The sequence below is a fragment of the Sandarakinorhabdus sp. genome, from assembly GCF_031422795.1.
Classification (GTDB): Bacteria; Pseudomonadota; Alphaproteobacteria; order Sphingomonadales; family Sphingomonadaceae; genus Sandarakinorhabdus.
Map to the genome: position 1 here is coordinate 1 of NZ_JANPML010000452.1, position 1,733 is coordinate 1,733.

2 protein-coding genes are annotated in these 1,733 nt (G+C 63.1%); both read right to left on the reverse strand.

The window, feature by feature from the left end; translation table 11 throughout:
- On the reverse strand, nucleotides 1-1,392 hold a 1,392-nt coding region (locus RMO81_RS15315; RefSeq protein ID WP_310476805.1), incomplete at its 3' end, for a M14 family metallopeptidase.
- A 124-nt stretch (nucleotides 1,393-1,516) separates the two neighbouring features.
- Nucleotides 1,517-1,733: hypothetical protein (locus tag RMO81_RS15320; RefSeq protein ID WP_310476806.1), on the reverse strand; the 217-nt coding region annotated here is incomplete at its 5' end.

The following is a 1,733-nucleotide window of genomic DNA, read 5'->3' on the forward strand; positions in this document are numbered from 1 at the left end:
GGTGACGGCCGTGGGCAGATCACGCTGATCGGCGGGGATGATATAGGCGCGCGGGTCGCGGTCTGCGGGCGCCTGCAGGATGCTGGCATACAGCTTGGGATCAACCTTCTTGGGGCCGCCGGGGCGCGGGCGGCCCGCGCCGGCAGTGCCGGCCGCCGTGAGCGGCGCCGCATTGGCCAGGCGGTCGACCGTCGATGGCGTCACCGTCCAGCTGTCGCGGCTGCCCTTTTCGATGCTGTTGGCGCCCATGCGCCAGATGTTGAACAACAACCGTTCGCGATTGCGCGAGGCATAATCGAGCACGGCGCGATTGAGCGTCCACTGATAATCCAGCGTGTTCTGCAGCGTCCACGGCCGCGGACTGATCGGCAGCATTTCGTCGCCGCGCGGCAATTGCGTGGCTGGCACCAGCGGGATGCTGGTCGGGGTCGGGCCGCCGATGATTTCCGTCAACAGGCCGATGCTGTTGTGGAAATAGGCAACGCTGCGTTCCATGCCGTTATGCCACGTGGAATATCGTGCCGCGCTGCGCATGCCGGAACCGGCCTTGCCTTCGGCGATCAGCGCTGAGTGCATCGCCGAACCCACCTCGTTCAGCGACGTCATCACGATCGGATCATAGTTGTAGTTGAACGGGTCGCGGAACGGCGGCACGAACACCACCATGCCTTCCGGGCCAGTTTGATGCTGGTTGTAGACGATCTGCGGATACCATTGCCGGAACAGCACGCGGTTCACATTTTCCGTCTCCGGCATCTGCACCATGTAACTGTCACGATTATTGTCGTGGCCGACGTACTTCTGATAAAGTCTTGGTATCGTGCCAAATTCTCGGCTTTTCGGGTCTTCGTGGCGCATGTACCAATTGCTCACCAGTTCCATCCCATCGGGATTGTCGTGGCCGAACAGGATGATGCAGTCGTCCAGCATGCGCAGGGTTTCGGCATCGTTCTGGGTCAGCATGCGGTGCAGCACCTGGATCTGCCCTTGCGACGTGACAGTCTCGGTGGCGTGCAGGCCGGCATCGATCCACACGATTGCCTTGCCCTGCGCCGCCAGCGCACGGGCCTGCGCCTCGTCCACCCCGCGCGCGCGCGCCAAACGTTCGGCGGTGCGGCGATATTCGTCCAGCCTGGCCAGATTGGCCGGCGTGGAGACGATCGCCACCCACATCGTGCGGCCTTCGGCAGATTTGCCGATGTCGACCAGCTTCAGGCGGTCGGACTCAGTCGCCAGCTTTTTCAGATAGGCTTCGTACTCGGTATAGTTGGCCAGATAATAATCCGTACCGGGTGGCTGCTTGAAAAAATCCTTTGGCGCGGTTTGCGCGAAGCTGGCAGCCGGCAGGCACAGCAACGCCGCCGAAACGAAAAGCCAATGCGATTTCATCATGTTTGCCCTCTGCCGGCACTTTGGTGTTTGCCGCCCGGAGCAGTTAACGCCCGGAGCCGGCGATTGGCAATGGCCCCTCCCGCCCCTTCCCGCCATGCCGGCCTCCCGGCACCAACGCACAGCGTCAGGGTGTGGTGAGGCTGACGGGCTTTTCGGGATCGCCGGGGCGGAATTGCAGCGTGCGGGTGATGCCGGCGCGGCGCACATTCACCTGCGTGGCGTGATCGTCCCAAGTCTCGCCAAACAGCGCGCCGCTGATCAGCAGGGTCTTTGGCTTGCCCTTCAACCGACCGATATAGCGCAGCACCACCGCATCGCCGTCCAGCTGTTGCCCGGCTGGC